This window comes from Actinocorallia aurea (assembly GCF_054783995.1).
Genome location: NZ_BAAGPQ010000011.1, coordinates 176,146 through 198,353, shown reverse-complemented (window position 1 = coordinate 198,353; position 22,208 = coordinate 176,146). Strand labels below are relative to the sequence as shown.

20 protein-coding genes and 1 pseudogene are annotated in these 22,208 nt (G+C 72.1%); 13 read left to right on the top strand and 8 right to left on the bottom strand.

The window, feature by feature from the left end; genetic code table 11:
* Positions 1 to 222 precede the first annotated feature (222 nt).
* Positions 223 to 3,018: an AAA family ATPase gene (locus ACYVOM_RS12460; protein ID WP_460303462.1), complete on the top strand. Its 2,796-nt coding sequence runs from the start codon at positions 223 to 225 to the stop codon at positions 3,016 to 3,018.
* Positions 3,019 to 3,156: 138 nt separating this feature from the next.
* On the opposite strand, the gene ACYVOM_RS12455 is transcribed toward ACYVOM_RS12460, so the two are convergent.
* Positions 3,157 to 3,750 carry a TetR/AcrR family transcriptional regulator gene (locus ACYVOM_RS12455; protein WP_460303461.1) on the bottom strand — a complete coding sequence of 198 codons (594 nt, stop codon included), beginning with the start codon at positions 3,748 to 3,750 and terminating at the stop codon, positions 3,157 to 3,159.
* 109 nt (positions 3,751 to 3,859) lie between these two features.
* Between ACYVOM_RS12455 and ACYVOM_RS12450 the strand changes: the two genes are divergently transcribed.
* A complete protein-coding gene (locus ACYVOM_RS12450; protein WP_460303460.1) occupies positions 3,860 to 4,870 on the top strand; it encodes a hypothetical protein in 1,011 nt (336 codons plus the stop codon).
* 38 nt (positions 4,871 to 4,908) lie between these two features.
* On the opposite strand, the gene ACYVOM_RS12445 is transcribed toward ACYVOM_RS12450, so the two are convergent.
* A complete protein-coding gene (locus ACYVOM_RS12445; protein WP_460303459.1) occupies positions 4,909 to 5,256 on the bottom strand; it encodes a putative quinol monooxygenase in 348 nt (115 codons plus the stop codon).
* A 153-nt stretch (positions 5,257 to 5,409) separates the two neighbouring features.
* Here ACYVOM_RS12445 and ACYVOM_RS12440 point away from each other — a divergent pair, with 153 nt between their 5' ends.
* The 6 genes from ACYVOM_RS12440 (at position 5,410) to ACYVOM_RS12415 (ending at position 12,832) form a co-directional block, all read left to right on the top strand.
* On the top strand, positions 5,410 to 6,864 hold the full coding sequence (locus ACYVOM_RS12440) for an aldehyde dehydrogenase family protein (protein ID WP_460303458.1): 1,455 nt from the start codon (positions 5,410 to 5,412) through the stop codon (positions 6,862 to 6,864).
* Between the two features lie 48 nt (positions 6,865 to 6,912).
* Positions 6,913 to 8,118 (top strand): L-2-hydroxyglutarate oxidase, encoded by a 1,206-nt coding sequence (gene lhgO / locus ACYVOM_RS12435; protein ID WP_460303457.1) that lies wholly within the window; start codon positions 6,913 to 6,915, stop codon positions 8,116 to 8,118.
* 153 nt (positions 8,119 to 8,271) lie between these two features.
* Positions 8,272 to 9,132, top strand: a complete 861-nt coding sequence (locus tag ACYVOM_RS12430) for an amidohydrolase family protein (RefSeq protein WP_460303456.1) — start codon at positions 8,272 to 8,274, stop codon at positions 9,130 to 9,132.
* A gap of 7 nt (positions 9,133 to 9,139) precedes the next feature.
* Positions 9,140 to 10,855 (top strand): thiamine pyrophosphate-dependent enzyme, encoded by a 1,716-nt coding sequence (locus ACYVOM_RS12425; protein WP_460303455.1) that lies wholly within the window; start codon positions 9,140 to 9,142, stop codon positions 10,853 to 10,855.
* Positions 10,856 to 10,884: 29 nt separating this feature from the next.
* On the top strand, positions 10,885 to 11,934 hold the full coding sequence (locus tag ACYVOM_RS12420) for an Ldh family oxidoreductase (protein ID WP_460303454.1): 1,050 nt from the start codon (positions 10,885 to 10,887) through the stop codon (positions 11,932 to 11,934).
* Between the two features lie 211 nt (positions 11,935 to 12,145).
* A complete protein-coding gene (locus tag ACYVOM_RS12415; RefSeq protein WP_460303453.1) occupies positions 12,146 to 12,832 on the top strand; it encodes a formylglycine-generating enzyme family protein in 687 nt (228 codons plus the stop codon).
* 37 nt (positions 12,833 to 12,869) lie between these two features.
* On the opposite strand, the gene ACYVOM_RS12410 is transcribed toward ACYVOM_RS12415, so the two are convergent.
* A complete protein-coding gene (locus ACYVOM_RS12410; protein ID WP_460303452.1) occupies positions 12,870 to 13,433 on the bottom strand; it encodes a dihydrofolate reductase family protein in 564 nt (187 codons plus the stop codon).
* Here ACYVOM_RS12410 and ACYVOM_RS12405 point away from each other — a divergent pair.
* The 4 genes and pseudogenes from ACYVOM_RS12405 (at position 13,432) to ACYVOM_RS12390 (ending at position 14,782) form a co-directional block, all read left to right on the top strand.
* The gene (locus ACYVOM_RS12405; protein WP_460303451.1) at positions 13,432 to 13,929 is read left to right on the top strand and encodes an urea transporter; all 498 of its coding nucleotides are present in this window, start codon (positions 13,432 to 13,434) and stop codon (positions 13,927 to 13,929) included. The two genes, ACYVOM_RS12410 and ACYVOM_RS12405, sit on opposite strands and share 2 nt — an antisense overlap.
* A pseudogene (locus tag ACYVOM_RS12400) lies at positions 13,913 to 14,023 on the top strand (hypothetical protein); the annotation flags it as partial. The gene ACYVOM_RS12405 and the pseudogene ACYVOM_RS12400, both read left to right, overlap by 17 nt.
* On the top strand, positions 14,023 to 14,280 hold the full coding sequence (locus ACYVOM_RS12395) for a FluC/FEX family fluoride channel (RefSeq protein WP_460303450.1): 258 nt from the start codon (positions 14,023 to 14,025) through the stop codon (positions 14,278 to 14,280). The pseudogene ACYVOM_RS12400 and the gene ACYVOM_RS12395, both read left to right, overlap by 1 nt.
* 34 nt (positions 14,281 to 14,314) lie before the next feature.
* Positions 14,315 to 14,782: a hypothetical protein gene (locus ACYVOM_RS12390; protein WP_460303449.1), complete on the top strand. Its 468-nt coding sequence runs from the start codon at positions 14,315 to 14,317 to the stop codon at positions 14,780 to 14,782.
* A gap of 3 nt (positions 14,783 to 14,785) precedes the next feature.
* Here the strand turns inward: ACYVOM_RS12390 and ACYVOM_RS12385 are convergent, their stop codons facing one another.
* From ACYVOM_RS12385 to ACYVOM_RS12370, 4 genes are all read right to left on the bottom strand, one after another.
* Positions 14,786 to 15,466: a YoaK family protein gene (locus ACYVOM_RS12385; RefSeq protein WP_460303448.1), complete on the bottom strand. Its 681-nt coding sequence runs from the start codon at positions 15,464 to 15,466 to the stop codon at positions 14,786 to 14,788.
* Between the two features lie 2 nt (positions 15,467 to 15,468).
* Positions 15,469 to 16,683 carry an ammonium transporter gene (locus tag ACYVOM_RS12380; protein WP_460303447.1) on the bottom strand — a complete coding sequence of 405 codons (1,215 nt, stop codon included), beginning with the start codon at positions 16,681 to 16,683 and terminating at the stop codon, positions 15,469 to 15,471.
* 149 nt (positions 16,684 to 16,832) lie between these two features.
* Positions 16,833 to 17,438: a hypothetical protein gene (locus tag ACYVOM_RS12375; protein ID WP_460303446.1), complete on the bottom strand. Its 606-nt coding sequence runs from the start codon at positions 17,436 to 17,438 to the stop codon at positions 16,833 to 16,835.
* 478 nt (positions 17,439 to 17,916) lie between these two features.
* Complete coding sequence (locus ACYVOM_RS12370; RefSeq protein WP_460303445.1) at positions 17,917 to 18,822, bottom strand: LysR family transcriptional regulator; 906 nt, start codon at positions 18,820 to 18,822, stop codon at positions 17,917 to 17,919.
* Positions 18,823 to 18,975: 153 nt separating this feature from the next.
* On the opposite strand from ACYVOM_RS12370, the gene ACYVOM_RS12365 reads away from it, so the two are divergent.
* On the top strand, positions 18,976 to 21,261 hold the full coding sequence (locus ACYVOM_RS12365; protein ID WP_460303444.1) for an FdhF/YdeP family oxidoreductase: 2,286 nt from the start codon (positions 18,976 to 18,978) through the stop codon (positions 21,259 to 21,261).
* On the opposite strand, the gene ACYVOM_RS12360 is transcribed toward ACYVOM_RS12365, so the two are convergent.
* Positions 21,254 to 22,180, bottom strand: a complete 927-nt coding sequence (locus ACYVOM_RS12360) for a LysR family transcriptional regulator (RefSeq protein WP_460303443.1) — start codon at positions 22,178 to 22,180, stop codon at positions 21,254 to 21,256. The two genes, ACYVOM_RS12365 and ACYVOM_RS12360, sit on opposite strands and share 8 nt — an antisense overlap.
* Between the last annotated feature and the right edge of the window lie 28 nt (positions 22,181 to 22,208).

Genomic DNA, 22,208 nt, shown 5'->3' with positions numbered 1-22,208 from the left:
GAGAGTAGGACACCGCCGCAATACACTTGGGAAAGGCCCCGAACTTCGGTTCGGGGCCTTTCCGCATTTCCGCTCACACGGAAAAGTCTGGTCGCGGAGAGTGACCCGTGGCGGCGGGAGCGTGTTCTCTGCGTGGGGCGTTCTTGCATCAGATGACCGCATTATAGGATTTCAGTCATCAAACGGCACTGAAGTGCCCGAAATCCCAGTGGTGGTGACGCCGTGGCAAAGACCGTGCTCTTGCGGGGCCGCCGACGCGAGCTGGCGGAGCTGGACGCGCTGGTGGACAAGGCGGGCGCGGGGCGGAGTTGCGCGCTCGTCGTGTCCGGTGAGGCGGGTGTCGGCAAGACCGCCCTCTTGGACCACATGGCGGCGCGCGCCGCGGTCGGCGCCAGGGTCGAGCGCATCTCCGCCTCCGAGGCGGAGATGGAGTTGGCGTACGCCGGCCTCCAACAGCTGTGCGCGCCGCTGATGGGCGCCGCCGACCGCCTGCCCGGTCCGCAGCGCGAGGCGATCGAGGCGGCTTTCGGTCTGCGCCGCTCCGCCGCGCCCAGCCCTTTCCTCGTCGGACTCGCGGTCCTCGGGCTGCTGACGGCGGCCGCCGATGCCCGGCCGCTGCTCTGCGTCGTCGACGACGCGCAGTGGCTCGACGTGGCGTCGGCGGATGCGCTCGCCTTCGCCGCGCGGCGTCTCGACGCGGAGGGGATCGTCCTCGTCCTCGCCATGCGCAAGGTCGACTCGGTGTTCGCGGGGCTCCGGCAGATGGCCGTCGAAGGGGTGGCGCAGACCGACGCGCTCGCGCTTCTGCGCCTCGCCGTCCCCGGCGGCCTCGACCGGCGGGTGCGCGACCAGCTGATCGCCGAGGCGCGCGGCAATCCTCTCGCGCTGCGCGAGCTGCCGCGGGCGCTGAGCCCCGCCGAGATCGCTGGCGGGTTCGCGCTCACCGGCGCCATGCCGCTGGAGAGCCGGATCGAGCGGAGCCTGATCGCGCAGCTCCAGCCCCTGCCGGAGTCGGCGCGCCTCTTGCTGCTGCTGGCCGCCGCGGATCCGACCGGGGATCCCGACCTGCTGCTGCGGGCGAGCACGGCCCTGGGGCTAGGCCGGGAGGACGTCGACGCCGCAGAACAGGCCGACGCCCTCCACGTCGGCACGCACGTCGGCTTCCGCCATCCGCTCGTACGGTCGGCGGTCTACCGGGCGGCGTCGCGCAGCGAGCGGCGGCGCGTGCACGCCGCGCTGGCCGACGCCACGAGCCCCGAGCACGACCCCGACCGCCGGGCCTGGCATCAGGCGAGTGCGACGCTGCGTCCGGACGAGGACGTGGCCGCCGATCTCGAACGTTCCGCGGCGCGAGCGCGCATGCGGGGCGGCGCGGCCGCCGCCGCCGCGTTCCTGGAGCGGGCGGCCGCGCTGACGCCCTCGCCGGACCGCCGTGCGGAGCGGCTGATCGCGGCGGCCGAGGCCAAGCACGACGCGGGTGCGCCCGCGGCGGCCCTCAGCCTGCTCGACAGCATCCGCGGCCACTCCCTCACCCCGCTTCAGGAGGCGCTCGTCGCCCGGCTGCGCGCCCGCGCGGGATACGCGATGCGCCGCGACCGCACCGGGGCTCGGCTCCTGCTGGCCGCGGCGCAGGGACTCGAAGGGCTCGATCCGGTCCTGGCCCGCGACACCTACATCGAGGCGCTGTCCGCCGCGCTCTACGGTGGAAGGCTCGGGGACGCCGAGCAGGTGGCCGCGGTCGCGCACGCGATCCTGGACGCGACCGACGGCGAGGAGTCCGGCCGCGCTCGGGACCTGATCCTGCGGGGTCAGGCGCTGCTCGCCGCGCGCGGGCAGGAGGCCGCGATCGACACGCTGCGCCAGGCTCAGCGCGCGTTCCTCGACCAGGCCCCGGACTCGCTCGAACTGCACTGGATGTGGTTCGCCTCCCGCGCGGCGCAGGACCTCTGGGACGCCCGCGGACTCCGGGCCCTCGCCGACCGCCAGGTCGACCTGGCCCGCGCCGCCGGCGTCGTGACGGTCCTGCCGATCGCGCTGAGCCTGCTGATGGTGGCGCAGACCGTCGATGGTGAACTCGACGCCGCCGAGGCGTCCTGCGACGAGATCGACGCCATCAAGGAGGTCACCGGGCATCCTCTGCCGCAGTACGGGCGGCTCTTCCTCGCCGCCTACCGGGGCCAGGCCGACGAGGCCGAACCCCTGGCAGCGGAGATCCGGGCCGACGCCGAGGCGCGCGGCGAGGGCTACGGGCTGAGCGCGGTCAACTTCGGCGAGGCCATCCTCTACAACGGGCTGGGCCGTTTCGCCGAGGCGGTCGCCGCCGCCCGCCGGGAACTGCCCTACACCCATGAGCTGAGCCACGCGATGCGCGCGCTGCTGGAACTCATCGAGGCGGCCACCCGCACCGGTGAGCGCGAGCTCGCCGAGCAGGCCTTCGCGCAGCTCGCGGACGTCACGCGGCCGGTGGGCACGACCTGGGCGCAGGCCGTGCTGACGATGGCCGAGGCGCAGCTGCGCGCGGGCGACGAGGCCGAAGCCCTGTTCCAGGACGCGATCGCGCGCTTCGAAGAAGAGCGGATCCGGATCATGGTGGGGCGGTGCCGGCTGCTGTACGGGGAGGAACTGATCAGAGCGGGTAGGCCCGCGGCCGCACGCGAGCAGCTCCGGATCGCCCACGGGGTGCTGTCGGACATCGGCCTGCACGGATTCGCCCAGCGCGCGGCACGGGGGCTCGCCGCGAGCGGCGGGGCCCCGCGCGTGCCCGTGCGCGGCGCGACGGCGCGCCTCACCGCCCAGGAGCTCAATGTGGCGCGCCTCGCCAGGGAAGGGCTCACCAACCGCGACATCGGAGCGCGCCTGTTCGTCAGCGAGCGCACCGCCGAGTACCACCTGAGAAAGGTCTTCACGAAGCTCGGCATCAGGAGCCGCACCGAACTGCAGACCGCCCTCACCGACGCCGACCAGCCGCCTCCGACCGGCGAGGCCCCCGAGCCCACGCACCGAGTCGCCGAGCCCTGACGCCTCCCGGGTGGCCGCCGCCCCGCGCGCGGCTGCCGGGTGGGCGCCGCACCGCGCGCGGGTCCTGGGCGGGCGCGGCGAGGCGGCCCGGCGGGGGCGGGTGAAGTCCCCGGCCCGGTCGACGTCGCCGCCGCTCCGCTACGCCGGGTCCTGCCGGCGGGCGCGGACGAGGGGGAGGTAGACCTCGTCGACGATCTCGGTGAGGACGTGGTCCGGGGCGGTGGGGACGCCGCGGACCACGAACTCGTTGCGGAGCAGGACCATGGCGACGGTGGCCACGCGGGGGTGGAGGGCTTCGGGGGGCGCCTCGCCGCGGGCCACGGCGCGGCCGAGGATGGTCAGCCAGGGGGCCACGGCGGCGTCGTCGGACCGGTCCTGGAGCTGGGTGAGCAGTTCGGCGGCGCCGCCCGCGGCGGCCATGAGGTCGCGCAGGATCGCGCCGAGCGGGGAGCTCCAGTAGCGGTTGGCGCGGCGGAGCTGCTCCAGGACGTCGGCGCGCAGCTCGCCGGTGTCGGGGGGCGGGACGGCCTTGGTGAGCCTCCGGTAGGCGGCGGCGCCGAGGGCGAGGCGGTTCGGCCAGCGGCGGTAGAGGGCGTTCTTGTTGGTGCCGGCCCGGGCGGCGACCCGGTCCATGGTCATGCCCGCGTAGCCGGATTCGGTGAGCTCGGCGACGGCGGCGTCCAGGATCGCCTCCTCCAGGGCGGCGCCGCGCCGCCGCGTGCTCGCGCTCATGGCCCTCTCCTGGTCGACTCGTGCCGATCGTACCGCTCCGCGGGGTGCCGCGGCCGAGGCACTTAGGGTACGGTTCGTACCCTAAAAACCTTTCAGCAGGAGGCCGGCGATGCGCGCCTACGGCGTCACCTACGACACGGGTTTCCGCTCCGGCGGAACCACCACCCACGAGCCGTTCGACTCCGCGGCCGTCGCCCGCGACCTGCGGGTCATCCGGGAGGAACTGCACTGCGACGCGGTCCGGGTGACCGGCGGGATCCAGGACAGGCTGGAGACCGCCGCCCGGCACGCGGCGTCCGCCGGGTTGGAGGTCTGGTACTGCCCGTTCACCAACGACCTGACCCGCGCCGAACTCCTGGACTTCCTCCTCGACGGGGCGGAGCGCGCCGAGCGCCTGCGCCGGGAGGGGGCCGAGGTGGTGTTCGTGGCGGGCTCGGAGATCTCCCTGATGACCGAGGGATTCCTGCCGGGGTCGTCGATGGGGGAGCGGGTCGCGGCGCTCACCGACCCGGCCCGCGCCCGCGCGTTGGTCCCCGCTCTCCAGACGGCGGTCCGGGACTTCTTCGCCGAGGCGATCCCGCTCGTCCGCGCCAGGTTCGCCGGCCGCGTCACCTACGCGTCACTGCCCATGGAGGCCGTCGACTGGACCCTCTTCGACATCATCGCCACCGACGCCGCCTACCGCGACGCCCACACCCCGCCCGACCACCGCGAGCGCCTGCGCGCTCTCACCGCGGGCCCGAAGCCCTACGCCGTCACCGAATGCGGCTGCGCCGCCTACCGGGGCGCCGCCGCCCGAGGCGGCCGAGCCGACGACGTCCTCGTCTGGAACGCCGCAGCCCGCCCCGTCGCCCTGCGCGAGCCGATCACCCGCGACGAGGACGAGCAGGCCGCCCGCATCATCGAGGTCCTCACCGACTTCGCCGAGGACGGCGTCGACACCGCCTTCGTCAACACCTTCGTCCGCCACGACCTCCCCGCCTCCCCCGACCCCGCCCGCGACTACGACGCCGCGAGCTTCGCCCTCGTCGCCCCCACCACCCCGCCCTCCTGGACCCCCAAACAGGCCTTCCACGCCCTCGCCCGCTACGGCCGGACCAGGCGGGACACCGGCGCGTAGGCGGGGCGACGCGTTCGGGCGCGGCGGGTCGGCGCGGGTCAGAAGGTCTCGCCGAACCAGACGGTGCGGGAGGTGAGAAGGGGGCGCACGGTCTCGATGATGTGCTCCTGGAAGTGGGGGGTGGCGGCGTGGGCGTCGAAGGCCGCGGCGTCCACGTACTGCTCGTAGATGGTGAAGGCGGTCTCGCCGGCGGGTGACTCGGCGTCGGTGTGGACGACGTAGGCGAGGTTGCCGGGTTCGTCGGGAGTGCGGGCGGCCATCTCGGCGAGATGGGCGCGCACGACGGGGGCGTCGGCCTCGGCGCAGCGGTAGTGGGCGATGACGGCGTAGGGCACGGTCTTCTCCTCGGGGCAGGTCAGGGCTGGTCTTCCCGTCGATTCCACCATGCCGGTGATCGCGGGCGGCCGACACGGTGTGCAAGCAATGGATGCCCTCGGACGGATGGTTCCGGACTCCCGGAATTTCTATCGTGGGCCCGGCGGAGAAGCCCGGTGAAGAAGTCCGGACCCCCTTGTCGAGACAGCCCCGAGGAGCGCTTGATGGCCTTGCAGTCGATGGAGACCCTTTCCGGAGGACGCTGGGTGGGCGCCGACTCCTGGGTCGAGGTGTACGACCCGACCGATCTCAGGGAGCCCGTCGCGGCGGTCCCCGCGCTCGGCCCCGAAGCCGTCACCGCGGCCTACGACGCGGCCGAGGCGGCCTTCGCGGGCTGGAAGCGGACGTCGCCGTTCGAGCGGGCCAAGGTCTTCACCAAGGCGGCGGCGCTGCTGCGGGAGCGGGCCGCGGAGATCGCGGAGGCCGTCGGCACCGAGAACGGCAAGACCCGGGCGGAGGCGCGCGGCGAGACGGAGAAGGCCGCGGACTTCTTCGAGTACTACGCGGCGGTCGCCCGCGAGGGCTACGGCACCCTGATCCACGACGTGCGGCCCGGCACCCGGACGAGTTTCCAGAGCGAGCCGATCGGCGTCGTCCTGGCGATCACGCCTTGGAACGATCCGCTGCTCACGCCCGCCCGCAAGCTCGCCCCGGCGCTCGCCGCGGGCAACACCGCGATCCTGAAGCCGGCGACCGAGACCCCGATGTCCGGCCTGCACCTGGCGCGCGCCCTGCACGACGCGGGCCTTCCCGCGGGCGTCCTGAACGTGGTGACGGGCCGGACCGGCCTCATCTCCGACGCCCTCCTCGACGACCCGCGCATCGCCGCCGTGACGTTCACCGGAAGCAACCAGGTCGGTGAGACGCTCCGCGTCCGCCTCGCGTCCCGGAACATCAGGTTCCAGGGGGAGTTGGGCGGCAAGAACGCCTCGGTGGTCCTCGCCGACGCCGATCTGGAGGCCGCCGCGACCGCCGTCGTCGCCGCCTCGTTCGGCCAGGCGGGCCAGCGCTGCACCGCGACGAGCCGCGTCCTCGTCCAGCGCGAGGTCCAGGACGCCTTCGCCGAGGCCCTGCGCGCCAAGGTGGCCGCCCTGCGCCTCGGCAACGGCCGGGAGGACGGCGTGAACGTCGGCCCCCTCGTCAGCGCCGGCCACCGCGACGGGGTCCTCGCCGACATCGACCGCGCGGTCGAGCAGGGCGCCAAGGTGGACGTCGGAGGCGGCGCCCCGGAAGGGGAGGAGTACGCCCACGGCTGCTACGTGGCCCCGACGGTCCTCGCAGGGGTCACCCCCGAGATGGACGTGTGGCGGCACGAGGTGTTCGGGCCCGTCGTCGTCCTGCGCGCCTTCGACACGCTGGACGAGGCGGTCGAGGCCGTCAACGACTCCGATTTCGGCCTCGCCGCCGCGATCTTCACCCGCGACCTCGGCGCGGCCCACCGCTTCATCGAGGCGGTCGACTGCGGCCAGGTCGCGGTCAACACGACGACGTCCGGCTGGGACGTGCACCACCCGTTCGGCGGGTTCCGCGACTCGGGCTCGGCCTTCAAGGAGCAGGGGAGCGAGGCGCTGCGCTTCTACACCCGGGTGAAGACGGTCGCGATCCACTATGGAGGGTGACGGGCGCGCGCCCGGACGCGACAGCAGAGATGAACGGATAAGTGGAACATGGCCGAAGAAAGCATCGGAATCGTCGGCGCGGGCATCGTCGGACTGGCGATAGCACGTGAGATCACCCGGCGCAGGCCCGGAACGAGGGTCGTCGTCCTGGAGAAGGAGGACCGTGTCGCGGTCCACCAGACCGGCCACAACTCCGGCGTGGTGCACGCGGGCATCTACTACAAGCCCGGCAGCCTCAAGGCCGAGCTGTGCACCCGCGGAAGGCTCCTGCTGCGCGAGTACTGCCAAGAGCGCGGCCTGCCTTACGACGAGTGCGGCAAGCTCGTCGTGGCGGTCTCCGCCGAGGAGGTCGCCCGCATGGACGACCTCCACAGGCGCGCGGACACCAACGCGGTGCCCGGCCTGCGCAGGGTCGGCCCGGAGGAGATCAGGGAGATCGAGCCGCACGCGACGGGCCTCGCCGCGCTGTACTCGCCCGTCACCGCGATCACCGACTACGTGAGGATCGCCGAGTCGTTCGCCGCGGAGATCACCGAGGCGGGCGGCGAGATCAGGTTCGGCTTCCCCGTGGACGGCGTCCGCGAGGCGCCCGGCGGCATGGAGCTGTCCTCCGGCGAGGAGCGCGTCAAGGTCGACCGGGTGATCCTGTGCGCGGGCATCCAGTCCGACGCCGTCGGCAGGATGGCCGGAGACACCGCGGAGCCCCGCATCATCCCCTTCCGCGGGGAGTACATGGTGATCCGTCCGGAGAAGCGCGACATGATCCGCGGCCTCATCTATCCCGTCCCCGACCCGCGCTACCCGTTCCTCGGCGTCCACTTCACCCGAAGGGTCTCCGGCGAGGTCGAGGTGGGCCCCAACGCCGTGCTGGCCTTCGCCAAGGAGGGCTACCGGCTGTCGGACGTGTCCGCGCGCGACCTGGCCGCGATCGCGTCCTGGCCCGGCATGTGGCGGATGGCGCTGCGGCATTGGCGCACCGGCGTCAAGGAGATGTACGGATCATTCTCCAAGCGCGCCTACATGAAAGACGCCAAGCGGTATGTGCCGGAAATCGGCGCGGCCGACGTCGTGCGCGCCGGATCGGGCGTCCGCGCCCAGGCCCTGGACCGCGACGGCGCCCTTGTCGACGATTTCCGCATTCACCGGTTGGGGAACGTCACCGCGGTCCGCAATGCCCCCTCGCCTGCGGCGACGTCCTCCATGGCCATCGCCGAGTACGTCCTCGACGTGCTCGACGGAAAGTCGGCCGACTGACGGGGGAGCATCGCGATTCGTGCAACAACCGTTTGCGCGGCGCGGACTCCGCAAAACGCGCTCCCCCCTCTAGCGTTTTATCCGCACCACTCGAAGACCCGATTTCCCCGGTCCTCGGCAGCCCCCGCGTCACCCGACGATAGGAAACAGATCATGTTCGTTGTCGACTCCCAGGTCCACATCTGGAAGGAAGAGACCCCGGACCGCCCGTGGGTCCCCGGCGCACGGGAGCGTATCCGCCTCAACGGCCACCGCGAGGACCCCTTCAGCTACGAGGAGTGCCTTGAGCTGATGGACGAGGCCGGCGTCAACCGAGCCCTCATCCTGCCCCCGTCGTGGGAGGGCGACCGGATCGACTACGCCCTGGAGGCCTGCGAGGCCCACCCGGACCGCTTCGGGATCATGGCCCGCATCCCGCAGAACAAGCCCGAAGAGGGCAAGGCCATGCTGAAGGACTTCGCCCAGAACCCGTACGTCAAGGGCACCCGGCTGACGTTCCACCGGCCGCAGGACCGCAACTGGATGATCGACGGCACCAACGACTGGTACTGGCCGATCGCCGAGGAGCTGAACATCCCGACGATGGTGCACGCCCCGGTGTGGAAGGCCGAACTCGGCACCATCGCGGGCGACCACCCGGGACTGAAGATCATCATCGACCACATGGGCATCATGGCCCGCTGCGTCGACGACGCCATCGGCTACTGGGCCGCCGAGACCGCGGACCTGCACGTGCACCCCAACATCTACGTGAAGGTCTCCGCGCTCCCCGGCTACTCCACCGCGCCCTTCCCCAACCTGAACATCGAGAAGTACGTCCGCAACATGGTCGACAAGATGGGTCCGGAGCGCTGCTTCTGGGGCACCGACATCACCCGGCTGCTCGGCCACGGACTCACCTACACCGACACGATCGAGCAGTTCACCAAGCACTTCGACTTCACCGCCGAAGAGCTGGAGCACATCATGGGCAAGGGCATCTGCGACGTCCTCGACTGGCCGATCGAGGGCTGATCCCGACATGACGCATCCCACCGACAAGACGACCGATGGCGGCGACGCCGTCATCGCGGCCTTCAACGCGATCGGGTCCGACTACGTCTTCTCCTCCCCGGGATCGGAGTGGGCCCCGGTCTGGGAGTCGCTGGCCCGGAGGCACCGCGACGGCCTGCCCTGCCCGAAGTACCTGGACCTGACGCACGAGACCGTCGCCGTCGGCATGGCCACCGGCTACGGGCTCGTCAAGCGCCGCGCCCAGGGCGTGCTCCTGCACGCCGGTCCGGGCCTGCTCCAGGGCTCGATGGCCGTGCACGGCGCGCTCCTGGCGGGCGTGCCCATGGTGGTGGCCTCCTCGGAGTCCTCCACCTACGGCGACGGGCCCGGCCCCGACCCGGGCGGGCAGTGGTACCGCAACCTCTCCGTCGTCGGTGGGCCGCACGGCATGGCCAGGCCCTTCGTCAAGTGGGCCAACGAGGCGGCGAGCGTGCACACGCTCCCCGGCATGGTCACCCGTTCGGCGGAGCTCGCCGAACGGGCCCCGGCCGGGCCCGCCTACCTCAACATCCCGCTCGAAGTGCTGCTGGAGCCGTGGGAGGAGCGCGACCTGAAGAAGGTCGCGCCCAAGGGCTCCACGGTCAGCGCCCCGGACGAGATCCAGGAGGTCCTCGACCTCATCGCGGCCGCCGCGAACCCCGTCATCGTCACCGAGACGGCCGGGCGTGAGGCGGGCGGCATGGAGGCGCTCACCGCGTTCGCCGAGGCGCTGCGCATCCCCGTCGTGGAGCCGCCGTCGGCGGTGTGCGCGAACTTCCCGAGGACGCACGGCCTGCACGTCGGACCGGACATCGAGCCGTGGATGGACACCGCGGACCTGATGATCCTGGTGAACTGCCGGGCGCCGTTCTACCCGCCGAGCCGCCGGCCGTCGAAGGCGCGGATCGTCGTCATCGACGAGGTGCCGCAGCGGCCGCACGTGGCCTACCAGGTGCTCTACGCCGACCGGTACCTCGAAGGCGGCGTCGCGGCGACGCTGCGCGAGCTGACCCGGCTCACGGCCCGGACCGCGCCGGTGCCCGCCGCGGTCCTGGACGCGCGAGGGCAGGCCGCCGCGGAGCTCCGGGCCGCCGAGGTCAGGGCGATCGAGGCAGCCGAGAGCCGCGCCGCCTCCGCGGAGGCGATCGACCCGGTGGCGGTCGCGGTCGCGCTGCGCGAGCTGCTCGCCCAGGACGACCCGATCATCGTGGACGAGACGATCACGCACAGCCGCGTCGTGTCCCGGCACCTGAAGCGGTCCACCCCGGACTCGTACTTCTACGTGCAGGGCGGACTCGGCCAGGGCATCGGGGTCGCGCTGGGCGTGAAGCTCGCCGCGCCCGAGCGGCCCGTCGTCTTCACCGTCGGGGACGGGGCGTTCCTCTACAACCCGGTCATCCCATCGCTGGACGCGGCCAAGCGGTACGGCATCCCGCTGCTGATCGTCATCTTCAACAACCGCAAATACCTGTCCATGAAGATGAACCACCTGCGGTTCTACCCCGAAGGGGCCGCCGTGCAGACCGGCGAGTTCCTGGGCGTCGACCTCGCCGGGCAGCCCGAGCTCGCGAAGTTCGCCGAACCCTTCGGGTTCCACGGCGAGAGCGTCGACCGCCCCGCCGACCTGGCCCCGGCGCTCGACCGCGCCCTCAAGGCGGTCCGCGAGGGCACCACCGCGGTCGTCAACATCTCCACTTCCCGCTAGATCGTCCGCTAGATCCGGAGCATCCAGAAATGTCACCAGCGAAAGTCGTGGTCGCCGCCGATGACCTCACCGGCTTCACCACCGAGCTGTTCACCCGGGCGGGCAGCAGTCCCGAGCACGCGGAGACCATCGCCGCAGTGCTGATCTGGGCGGGCCTGCGCGGCGTGGACTCCCACGGCGTCTCCCGCGTGCCCCGCTACCTGGAGCTGCTGGAGTCCGGCGAGGCCAACCGCGACCCGAAGATGGAGCTCGTCTCGACGGTTCCGGGCGTCGCCGTCCTCGACGCCGACCGAGCGCCCGGCCCCATCGCGCTCACCGCCGCCGCCGACGAGGCGATCGCGCGGGCGAAGGCGAACGGCATCGGCGCCGTAGGCGTCCGGCAGACCGTGCACACCGGCGCGATCGGCTACTACACGACGCGGATCGCCGAGGCGGGACTGACGGGCATCGCGTTCGTCGCGGGCATGCCGAACATGGCCTACACCGGGGCGAAGGGCGCGGCCGTCGCGACGAGCCCGCTGTCGATCGCGATCCCCGCGACCGGCAGGCCGCCCGTCCTGCTCGACATGGCGACCGCCACGATCGCGCTCGGGAAGATCGCGCAGTACCGGGGCAGCGGCACCCCGCTGCCCGAGGGCGCCGCCGCCACGGCCGACGGCATCCCCACCACGGACCCGGCACTGGCCAAGATCCCGCTGCCGATGTCCGGCGCGAAGGGCGCGGGCATGTCCCTGGCCTTCGAGCTGATCACCAGCGTGCTCGTCGGCGCGCCGATCGTCGCGAAGTTCCACGGTGGCGACCGCAAGCACCGGCAGAACGCGCTCATCCTCGCCCTCGACCCCGCCGCGTTCGGCGACGGCGCCGCCTACCCCGGCGCCGTCGCGGAGACCCTCGACGTCCTCAAGGGCCTGCCCCGCGCCGACGAGGCCACCGAGATCTTCTACCCGGGCGAGCGCAGCACCGCCGTCGCCGCTCGGCGCGGCGCGACCGGCATCCCGGTCGGCCCGAAGATCTGGAAGGAACTGGAGGTCGCCGCCGAGAAGCTGGGCGTGAAGGTTCCGGGTCCCGTCGCGGGCTGAGTCCGGTCCGGGCCGGTCGCGCGGAACGCGAACCAGGCGGCTGAAGACACGGGCGGGCCCACCGGCTGGGGTGGTCCCGACCCGGCGGCCGGGCGCGCCGTCCCCTCTCTCCCGGAGGCGGCGCCCCGGCCACACCCGTCTCGGCCGGAAACGTCCGAATGTGTCCGGTTCCCATGATCTCGATGCCGCGCGAACCTTACAGTGATCCCTTATGGACGCGGACCTGGAGCCCGGAATGGTCGCCGTCCCCGCGGGGCGGGTGACGCTGTCGGACCGGCGGACGGAACGCGCGTGGTCGGTCGAGGTCGCGCCCTTCCGGATGGGGGCCTTCCCGGTGACGCAGGCCGCGTACGAGCGGGTGACCGGTCGGCGGCCGAGCATCGCGCGAGGCGGTCGCCTGCCCGTCGAGAACGTCTCGTGGTGGGACGCCGTCGCGTTCTGCAACGCGCTGTCCCGGAGCGAGGGCCTGACCCCCGCGTACCGTCTCCGGGGAGGGGACGAGGTCGCTTGGGACGCCTCCGCGGACGGCTACCGCCTGCCGACCGAAGCGGAGTGGGAGCACGCCTGCCGCGCGGGCACCACCGGCCCCCGGTACGGCGCGCTCGACGAGATCGCCTGGCACCAGGGCAACTCCGAAGGCCGGATCCGCCCCGTCGGCGGCAGGCGGCCGAACCCCTGGGGCCTGCACGACATGCTCGGCAACACCTGGGACTGGTGCTGGGACGTGTACGACGCCGAGGTGTACGGCGCCTACCGCGTCCTGCGAGGCGGCGGCTGGGCCGACGAGCACTGGAGCTGCCGCGCCTCCGTCCGCCGCCGCAGCCACCCCACCTTCCGCATCGACGACGTGGGCTTCCGCGTCGCCCGGTCTCCCGGGGCGGCGCACCGCACACCGTGATCGTCTGCGGCTACCGGTTCCGTGACGGGGCCGGTCGTCAGGCCGGCGGGCGCAGGGTGTAGCGGCCGAGGAGGATTCGGCCGTCGAGGACCCGCGAGGCGACCAGGTCGAGTTCGACGCGGTGGTGGGGGAGGAGTTTCTTGCCCGCGCCCAGGGCGATGCGGTGGACGGCGATGTGGTACTCGTCGATGAGGCGGTGCTCGGTGAGGGCGGAGGCGAGTTCGCCGCCGCCCATGAGCAGGAGGTCCTCGCCCGGCCGGTCCTTGAGCGCGGCGACCTCCCGCGCGAGGTCGCCGCCGATGACCGTGGTGTTCCAGTCGGCGTGCCGGAGCGTCCGAGAGAAGACGATCTTGGGCGTCGCGCGCCAGATCGGCGCGTACCGAAGGTCGTGCGGGTGGTCGCTCAGCGATTCGGCGCGCGGCCAGAAGCCCGACATCATGTCCCACACCTTGCGCCCGTACAGCAGGGTGCCGCAGCGTTCGGTCAGGGCGGTGCTGTAGGCCGAGTACTCCTCACCGACCTCGGCCCAGTCGAACACGCCGTCGGCGGCGTCGACGAATCCGTCGATCGAGCTGTTCACCAGGTAAACGATCTTGCGCATGTCCACTCCTCATTCAGGCTGTCACCCCAAGGTCGAAGCGGGCCGCCCGGAATCGACATGCCCGCGGGAAGGACCGCGTGAACGCAGCGCTCGGCCGCCTCGGGAACGCCGTGGCGGGAACCCTCAGCGGTCATGCATTGACGTGTTTTGGTTCTCCTTTTCTGGCTTCCCGGAAATCAGTCGCCATGGCCGCCGCAGTGAGGTGGTGCCGACCAACGAAAGGGGACGACCGGTGACGCCTGCCCGTCGGCGGACGCCTCCGCGACGACGGGGCCTGACCCGCGGCGCCGGGAGCCGCTGGACTACCTGCTCACGATTTCTTAGGGGAATCGCGCAGGTCGACTTCCAGGCCAATCCGTGGACCGGGTTGGTGTTCCTCGTCGCGCTGTTCGTCGGTGGATGGCAGTTCGGCGTCTTCGGCCTGCACGGTCGTCGCGACGCTCACGGCGCACCTGCTGGGCGTCTCCTGGCGCGGCAGGGTGGCCCTGGGCCTTGAGGGCTTCGACGTCGCGGTCGGCGGCGCGGTCGGCGCCGTGCTCCGCTACCTGCTCGACACGGCGGTGAAGGCGCGGATGGGCAAGGCGTTCCCTTGGGGGACGCTGACGGTCAACCTCCTCGGCGCCGCGATCCTGGGCGGGCTGCACGGCGCGGGAGTGGGACGGGCGCGGAGGCTCTGCTCGGCACCGGCTTCTGCGGTGCGCTCACGACGTTCAGCACCTTCGAACTGGACACCGTGCACCTCTTCAAGGACGGGAAGTACACGAGGGCCGCGGTGAACGTCGTGGCCTCGCTCGCGCTCGGCATCATCGTCTTCGCCGCGCTGCAAGCGCTGCTGGGGGGCGCATGAGCGGTCCGCGACGCCCGCGAGGAGGGCAGAGGGGATGTCGACGGGCGGCGTACGCCGCGACACGAGGGGCTGGCTGACCCGGGCGCTCTCCTGGTCCGACGTGCCGCTGCAGTGGTCCGAGGCCGCGACCGCGGCCACCGGGTTCGCCCTCGTGATCGCGGCTTCCCGGATCGCCGGGGATCCCGCGGCAGGGCTGCTGATGGCCGCCGGGATGGTGCTCGCGGTGATGCGTCCCGCCAGCCGCGAGGGGGCGGCGTGGTGGCCTTCGGTGCAGGCCCTCGCCGCCCTCGTGGACGCGGTCACCGCTGCGGCCGTCGAGGCCGGACGGGCCGGACCGCCGCCCCCCGCCGACGTCGCAGCCCTGACGGCCGAGATCCGTGCGCTGACGGCCGCGGTCCGGGAGCGGAGGGAGCCTGAACCGGTGCTGAGCCCGGTGATGGACCCCGCTCTGGCCGACGTCGCGGGCGAGATCGTCAGGTTGCGCGGTCTCATCCCGTGGTGAGGATCAGCCCCAGTTCCGGGCGCCGGGCCGACCCGACGCGACGAAGGCCGCGAGGGCGCATCCCGCGAGGAGGAGCGCCGCGACCCACAGGGGGACCTGCGGGCCGCCCGCGCGGCGCAGCAGGCCGGCGGCCACGGCTCCGGTCAGCAGCGAGCAGATGGACACGAAGCGGCGGCCCTGCCGTGCGGGCGCCACGGACTCCGACAGCAGCGAGGTGAGCGTGGTCGTGACGACCGTCGTGTTCACATCGCGCACCGCGAGGGATCGCACGATCGCGTAGCTCCAGCCCAGCGAGAAGGCGAGCGTCATGATGACGAGCCGCCGCGGCCCTGCCGTGGTGGTCCCGGCCCACGTCGCGAGCGTGGCGGCGGCACACGCCAGAGCCGCCTGGACGCCCGCCCCGGCCGCCAGCGCACGGCCCCGGTGGCCCGGCCGCAGCCGGGAGCGGGCCGCGGCGCCCGCGCCCGTCGCCCCGCCCGCGAAGGACAGCAGCGAGAGCGCGGCGGGCAGGGGGGCGCCGTGCCCGGCGAGGCCGAGGCCCAGGATGATCACGTTGCCGGTCATCGCCGCGACGAAGACCCCGCCGAGGTCGAGGAAGCTCGTCGCGTCGATCATTCCGGTGGTGAAGGCCGGCACGACGAGCAGGAGAGGGAGCGGGCCGTCGTCCCTGGAGGCGCCGTCCACCGTCAGCCGATGCGCAACTCGGTGTCGAGGCCCTCGGCCTCCTCGCGCCGGCTCGGCCGCAGCTTGAGCAGCCGGTCCACGGCCAGGCCGATGAGGTAGGTGAGGAAGAACGTGTAGCAGCCGACCGCGATGATCGCGACGATCTGCTTGCCCAGCAGGGCGATCGAGCCGCCGTAGAAGAGTCCCTCGGTGGGGCTGCCGTACTTGCCGGTGGCGAAGAGGCCGAGCAGCGCGACGCCGACGATGCCCCCGGCCCCGTGGATGCCCACGACGTCGAGGGTGTCGTCGTAGCCGACGGAGGTCTTGACCTCCACCGCGTAGGTGCAGACGACGGCGACGACGATGCCGATCACCGTGGCGCCGAAGAGGTTGACGTAGCCGCAGGCCGGGGTGATCGCCACCAGGCCGGCCAGCGCTCCGGTGGTGCCGCCGAGCCGGGAGAACCGCCCGAAGCGGACGCGCTCCAGCCCCATCCACACCAGCATCGCGACGCAGCCGCACATCATCGTGTTGACGACCGCGTTCGCGGCCAGAGCGCCGTCCGTCAGCGCGGAGCCGCCGTTGAAGCCGAACCAGCCGAACCACAGCAGCCCCATGCCGGTCATGACCAGCGGGATGTTCTTCGGCTCCGGCGGGCCCTCCCGGCGGAAGCGCAGGCTCGGGCCGAGGACCAGCGCGAGCGCCAGGCCGGCGATCCCGGAGTTCAGCTCGACCACGAGGCCGCCCGCGAAGTCCAGAACGCCCCACTTGTTGATCCAGCCGCCCTTGGAGAACACCCAGTGCGCGATCGGCAGGTAGACCAGCGTCACCCAGACGACGCCGAAGACCATCCAGGGGCCGAGCCGCACCCGGTTGGCGACCGAGCCGCTGACCAGCGCCAGCGTGATGATCGCGAAGACGAGCTGGAAGAGCGAGTACACGTACAGCGGAATCGCGCCCTGCAGCACCGAGGGCGTCGTCCGGAAGAACTGCCAGTCCCCCCAGCCGATGAGGCCGAGGCCGCCGATGTCCTTGCCGAACGCCAGCCCGTACCCGTACAGGAACCAGACGACGGTCACCACGGCGATCGACACGAAGCTCATGTACAGGACGCTGATGAGGTTCTTCGAGCGGACCATCCCGCCGTAGAACAGGGCGAGTCCCGGCGTCATGAGCAGTACCATCGCGAAGCTCACCAGGACCCAGGCCGAGTCCCCCGTGTTCAGGCCATAGTTCATGTCCGCTCCTGATCTTGGTCTTATCAGGAACTATGGCCATCTTCGGACATCCCAAACACGGGAGGGTGAACGACCGGAACGTGGCCGCGCGCATCGTCGCAGGGCGCGGTGGTGACGCCGGCGGGGTGCAGCCGGTCGCCGGGGAGGGGTCAGGGGCTGGTGATGGTGAGGGCCGGGCTGATCGTGTAGGTGGCGGTGTAGGAGACGGCGTCGCCGTTGTGGAGGAGGCCGAAGCAGCCCGACACGTTCCACAGGTGCAGGTTGCCGCCGCTGACGGCGAGCTTGGCGGTGCTGTTGGTGTAGGTGCCGGTGACGCTGCCCGGCGTGGAGGCGCTGGTGCCGGAGACCGTCGCCGAGCAGAGCAGCCCGCTCATGGTGGCCGAGACGTTGTCGAGCGTCCCGGTGGTGACGCCGCCCGCGTACGAGGCGGCGTTGAGCTGGTAGGAAACGCCGTTGTTGGTGACGTTGAAGCTGATGCCGAGCGGGCCCTTGCAGTTGCCGAAGCCGACGTTGGTGACGGTGGCGATGCCGGTGCCGGACAGGCCCGTGCCGCCCTGGACCGTCGCGTTCGTGGTGGACGAGCTGCAGGTGAGGGTCGCCCCGGACGTGGTGTCCTTCAGGGTCGTGGTGCCGGCGGTCCCGGTGACGGCGCCGCCGGGGGAGACGGTCCAGGTGGCGGCGAACGCGGGGGACGCGGTGCAGACGACGGAGGCCGCCGCGACCGCGGCCAGGCCCGCCGCGGAACTCTTGCGCATGGTCTTCTCCTCGATTTCTCGGAAAATCGGGTGGGAGGGCAGGGGGGAATGCCCGTGGTGGCAGGGAGGAATGCCCGGGATGATGCGGGCGCGCTTCGCGCATTCTCGGCGGGGTGATCCATGATGCGAAGAGCACGCCATTCATCTGATGCGCCGCGTCCCTGTGCGCGGTGAGATCATTTCCCGTGGCCGTCGGTACCTGGGTGGGGGCCGGTGTCGAGAAGAGTAAAGAGGGATCGGTCCTCGTGCAAGGCGTTGTCCGGGGGCTCTGCTTGCGCCTCGGCGGGAGGCGCGACGGAGTCCGGGAATTCGCGCAGGTCGCGGCCGACATCGAGTAAAGAGTGAAGTCGAATTCAGTTCTCAGCTTGCCCGTCCGGGTGCGGACACAAGATTATCCGGTGCCCGCCGTCCCCGATTTAAGAGGAATTTAAGACAGCGGCGGGAGGTGGGCCCTTGCGAAATTCGTGAGAGCCGTTCCTCAGGCCGGGGGCGTCTCCAGGACGGTCAGGTCCGCGTGGGCGGCGACGTCGATGAGGGCGCGCGCGACGGCCGAGGGCGGCTCGGCGGACGGCAGGACGAGCCCGATCGGCTCGGTGTGGACGGGCTCGGTGAGGGGCAGGGCGCGCAGGCCCTCGGGGACGCCGAAGACATGGAGCCACGGCACCGGCACGATGCTCGTCCAGTCGCCGGTGCGGACGTGGGCGAAGAGCGTCGCGATGGAGTCGGTCTCGACGCGCGGGGCGACGCGGGTCCCGGTCTCGGCGAAGACCGCGTCGAGGACCCGGCGGCCCTGCATCCCGGGCTCCAGCAGGCACAGCGGGGACAGCGCGGCCTCCCGCCACGTCGTCGCCGCCGGGGCGTCCGGGGAGGCGGCGGCCAGGAACACGTACCGCTCCCGGTACAGCGGCACGGTCCGGAACCGGCGGACGGTCCCGGCGTCGAGGTAGGTGATCCCGGCGTCGAGGTCGAAGTCGCGCAGGCGGTCGGCGATGTCCTCGGCCCGCAGGTCGCCCTCGATCCGCACCGTCGCGCCCGGATGGGCGGCGCACAGCGCCCCGGTGAGCGGTGCGACCGCCGTGGCCGCCGTCGGCACCGTGCCGACGCGGACGGCGCCGGTGAGCCCGTGCCGGAGCGCGTGGGCCTCGTCGCGCAGCGCGTCGCGGTCGGCCAGGAGGCGCTGGGCGCGCAGCAGGACCCGTTCGCCCTCGGGCGTCAGGCCTTCGAACCGGCGGCCCCGGCGCACGAGCGGGACGCCCAGCTCCTCCTCCAGCCGGCGCAGCCCCTCCGAGAGGGCGGGCTGGGAGACGCGGCATACCTCGGCGGCGCGGGCGAAGTGGCGTTCCCGGGCGAGCGCGACGAGGTATTCGAGTTGGCGGAGCAGCACCCCCACGGTCTACCGGCCCGGACCGCCCCCGTCGAGCCGCGCCGCGCCGCTTCTGATAGGCGCCGCCTATCAGCCCATCGCGGGCGGCTCTTTGACGGGCCGCCTCCGAGCGGACAAAGTGACTGGTAGACAGGGCAGAGAGGCTGGGACGGCATGGGCGCGGGTAAGGACGAGGGCGGGGAGCGGCTGTCGGTAAAGCCGCCCAAGGAGTGGGCCGCGGGCGTGCCCGGGGTGGCGCACGCGCTGGAGTACGCGCTCGGCCAGATGTCGCCCGCCACCACGGCCCGCACGCTGCTGTCGCTCAACCAGGCCGACGGGCTCGACTGCCCCGGCTGCGCCTGGCCCGAAGGCTCCCCGGACAAGCGGCACGCCAACGAGTACTGCGAGAACGGCGCCAAGCACATCGCCGACGAGGCGACCAGGCGCCGGGTGACGTCGGAGTTCTTCCGCGAGCACACGATCGCCGACCTCGACGGCCGGAGCGACCAGTGGCTCAACCAGCAGGGCAGGCTCACCGAGCCGATGATCAAGCGGCCGGGCGACACCCACTACGCGCCGGTCTCCTGGGACGAGGCCCTCGGACTCGTGGCGGCCGAACTGCGCGGCCTCGCCTCCCCGGACGAGGCGCTGTTCTACACGTCCGGGCGGCTCAACAACGAGGCGGCGTTCCTCCTCCAGCTCTTCGCGCGCGCCTTCGGCACCAACAACCTGCCGGACTGCTCCAACATGTGCCACGAGTCGTCCGGCACGGCACTCAACCAGACGCTCGGCATCGGCAAGGGCAGCGTCAGCCTGGACGACATCCATGGCGCCGACCTCGTGTTCGTCGTCGGCCAGAACCCCGGCACGAACCACCCCCGGATGCTGTCGGCGCTGGAGAACACCAAGCGCAACGGCGGCAGGGTCGTCGCGGTCAACCCGCTGCCGGAGGCCGGGCTGATGCGGTTCAAGCACCCGCAGAAGCCGCGCGGCGTCCTCGGCAGGGGCACCGCCATCGCCGACGAGTTCGTGCAGATCCGGGCCGGCGGCGACCTCGCCCTCTTCCAGGCGCTCAACCTGCTGCTCCTCGAAGCCGAGGACGCCGCCCCCGGCACCGTCCTCGACGCCGCCTTCATCGCCGAGCAGACCTCCGGCTTCGCTGAGTTCGCCGAAGGCATCCGGAAGGTCTCCTGGGATGACGTCCTTTCGGCCACCGGGCTCACCCGGGAGCAGATCGAGCGCGTCCACGCGATGGTGCTGGAGTCGAAAAGCGTCATCGTGTGCTGGGCGATGGGGATCACCCAGCACCGGCACGGCGTCCCGACCATCCGCGAGATGGTCAACTTCCTGCTGCTGCGCGGCAATTTGGGGCGTCCCGGCGCGGGCGTCTGCCCGGTGCGCGGGCACAGCAACGTCCAGGGCGACCGGACGATGGGCATCAACGAGAAGCCCCCACGGGGGTTCCTCGACGCGCTCGGCAAGGAGTTCGGCTTCACACCGCCGTCCGAGCACGGGTACGACACCGTCGAGGCTATCCGCGCGATGCGCGACGGGAAGGCCAAGGTCTTCCTCGGCGTGGGCGGCAACTTCGTCCGCGCCACCCCCGACAGCGACGTCACCGAGGCCGCGCTGCGCTCCTGCCGGCTGACCGTGCAGATCTCCACCAAGCTCAACCGCTCGCACACCGTCTGCGGCGACACCGCGCTGATCCTGCCGACCCTCGGCCGCAGCGACCGCGACGTGCAGGCGAGCGGCGTCCAGTTCTTCACCGTGGAGGACTCGATGAGCGAGGTGCACGCCTCCCGGGGCCGCCTCGCGCCCGCCTCCCCGCACCTGCTCAGCGAGGTCGCCATCATCGGCCGCCTTGCCCGGCTCACCTTGGACGACGCGCTCGGCATCCCGTGGGCGGACTTCGAAGCCGACTACTCGCTCATCCGCGACCGGATCTCCCGCGTCGTGCCCGGCTTCGCCGACTTCAACGCCCGCGTCGCCGTCCCGGGCGGATTCGTGCTGCCGAACCCCGTCAACTCCCGCGAGTACCGCACGAGCACCGGCAAGGCCCTCTTCACCCGGAACGCCTTCGTGGACCTGCGCGCCCCGGAGGGCCACCTGATCCTCCAGACGCTCCGGTCCCACGACCAGTGGAACACCATCCCCTACACCGCGAACGACCGGTACCGCGGCATCAAGGGCAGCCGCCGCGTCGTCCTGGTGAGCCCCGAGGACCTCACGTCCTTCGGCATCGCCGACGGCTCCCTCGTCGACCTCGTGGGCGTCTGGACCGACGGCGTGGAGCGCCGCGCCCCCGCCTTCACCGTCGTCTCCTACCCCACCACCCCGGGCTCCGCCGCCGCCTACTACCCGGAAACGAACATCCTCGTCCCCCTCGACAGCGTCGCCGAAGACAGCAACACCCCCACCTCCAAGGACGTCGTCATCCGCCTGGAGCCCATCACCTGACGCCGTCGGCCGAGAGGGCCACGGGGTGCGGGAAGAGCGCCCCGGCCGTCTCGGCGAAGGCACGGACGGGCGGGGTCTGCCGGGAAGCGGGCCAGACCAGGGACCACTCGTTGACCGGGGCGTCGTGGATCGGGACGAAGGCGATGCCCGGGGGCGAGTAGTACCGCACGACATGGGCGTTGAGGGGGCTGACGATCCGGCCCTCGGCGACGAGGGCGAGGACCTCGTGGAACGTCGCGGCCCGCGGACCGCGCGGGATCGGCCGGCCCGCGGGTGTCACCGCGGGGATCATGGCCTCGGCCCAGGAGGCGGGGACGTCCGGGCCGAGGTCGAGGAGCGGGTGGTCGGCCAGGTCCTCCAGGGAGGCCGAGCCGCGCTCGGCGAGGGGGGAGTCCTCGGCCACGGCGAGGACCCGGCCCTCGGTGAACAGCGGCCGTCCGACCGACAGATCGGGCTCGCGCACCGGCAGCCACATGAGCTGCACGTCGGTCTCCCCGGCGCGCAGGCCCGCGAACGGGGCGCTGAAGTGGAATTCGACGATCCGCACGTCGCAGTCGGGATGTTTGTCGCGGAAGGCCGAGACGACGGGCGCGAGCTCGTGCCCGAGCGCACCCATCACGCCGAGCCTGAGTACGCCGACGACGCCGCGCGCGGTGCTCTCGGCACGGGCCAGGGCGGCGCGGATGAGGTCGTGGCCCTGGCGCAGGTCGTCGCGCAGGCGGGCGCCGATCTCGGTGAGGCGGACGCAGCGGCTGGTCCGCTCGAACAGCGGCGCGCCGACCCCGCGCTCCTGCTTGGCGATCGACTGGCTGACCCGGGCCTGGCTGAGGTGCAGCCGCTCGGCGGTTCTGCCGAAGTGCAGCTCCTCGGCGAGCACGAGGAAGACCTCGATGTCGCGCAGCTCGATCCTCTGATCCATAAGTGAAGCTTATCGATGCTTGTCGTTT